2 protein-coding genes are annotated in these 1,199 nt (G+C 57.0%); both read right to left on the bottom strand.

The window, feature by feature from the left end:
* Nucleotides 1–512 (bottom strand): helix-turn-helix domain-containing protein (locus FSO04_RS45790; protein WP_154568009.1); only part of this gene is annotated, 512 nt, incomplete at its 3' end.
* A 116-nt stretch (nt 513–628) separates the two neighbouring features.
* Nucleotides 629–973 carry a DMT family transporter gene (locus tag FSO04_RS45785; protein WP_154568008.1) on the bottom strand — a complete coding sequence of 115 codons (345 nt, stop codon included), beginning with the start codon at nt 971–973 and terminating at the stop codon, nt 629–631.
* Nucleotides 974–1,199 lie beyond the last annotated feature (226 nt).

Below are 1,199 nucleotides of genomic sequence, written 5' to 3'. Positions count from 1 at the left end.
TCGTGTGACACGTGATAGTCCTCGTTGACCGGGTATGCGTGTTTGAGCCATCCGGCAATCTGTTCGGGCGACCACTGCAGTTCCAGCTTGCTTGCCACAAGTCGCGCCAGCGGCCGGTTATCGACCAACTTGCATGTCTTTGGCCGACGTGCCCGGTCCCATGCAAGCTGGTCGGCCCGATTCGCCCGATAGCCCTGGCTTCCACCATTTCGCTTGATTTCCCGGCTGACGGTGGAAGGAGCGCGCCCGAGCCGGTTTGCTACCGAAACAATTGAATCGCCGGATACGACTGAGCGCGATATCTCCTCTCGCTCGGCGAGCGTCAAAGCCAGCCTCGATCGGTGCCTTTGTGCAGGTTGTATCCCGCCCGTCTCCGCAAGAATGCCCTGCACCGATGAATGGTTTCGATCGAACATCTGGGCAATCTGTTGCAGCGACTCGCCTTTGCGCCAGCGCTCCCACATTACCGCTTTCTGGCTTTCCGTGTAGTAGATCCGCCGTCTCTGTTTCATTTCAATACCTCCGCTGCTCTGGCAGCCTAGGGTATTGCGTCGACCGGTTGAATCCAAGACCCACTGCGGACAGTTAAGATCGCCGGAAGCTGACATTCGTCCGGCGCAGAACGAAATCAGGAACCCTCCTGAAATTGCAATCCAACGATGCCTGCGATAACCAGCCCGACGCACAACAGGCGACCGAGCGAGGCCGGCTCGTGAAACCAGATCAATCCAACTAAGGCTGTGCCAGCGGCACCGATCCCAGCCCAGACAGCATATGCGGTCCCGAGCGGAAGAATTTTGAGCGTGAAACTCATCAACCAAACGCTCATTATTGCTGCAATGATAGACAGCGCACTCGGTACCAACCTTGTGTAACTATCGGACAACTTCATCGCCACGGAGAAGACGATCTCCAGCAGTCCCGAGGCTAAAACCACGGTCCACGCAGCAAACGAATTCGTAATCGAGATCATTGGTTATCTTCCTTCGGATCGGGAAGCTCATATGCGCGTCGCAGCGAGAATATCATTGCCGCACTCTGGAATTGGAACCCTGACGTGACGGGCAGCTTCTTGGCCGACCTCTGCCTCACGCGATCCGCATGTGCAGCACGAGCCCGGCGGTCGGCACCGCGCGACCCCAAAAGCGGACAGTCTGGCGAGACCCGCTACAAACTTTTCAGAAGATTGTCGATTTTCG

Source organism: Paraburkholderia madseniana, assembly GCF_009690905.1.
Lineage (GTDB): Bacteria > Pseudomonadota > Gammaproteobacteria > Burkholderiales > Burkholderiaceae > Paraburkholderia > Paraburkholderia madseniana.
Note: the sequence above shows the minus strand (reverse complement) of the source record. Positions and strands in the feature narration are given on the sequence as shown.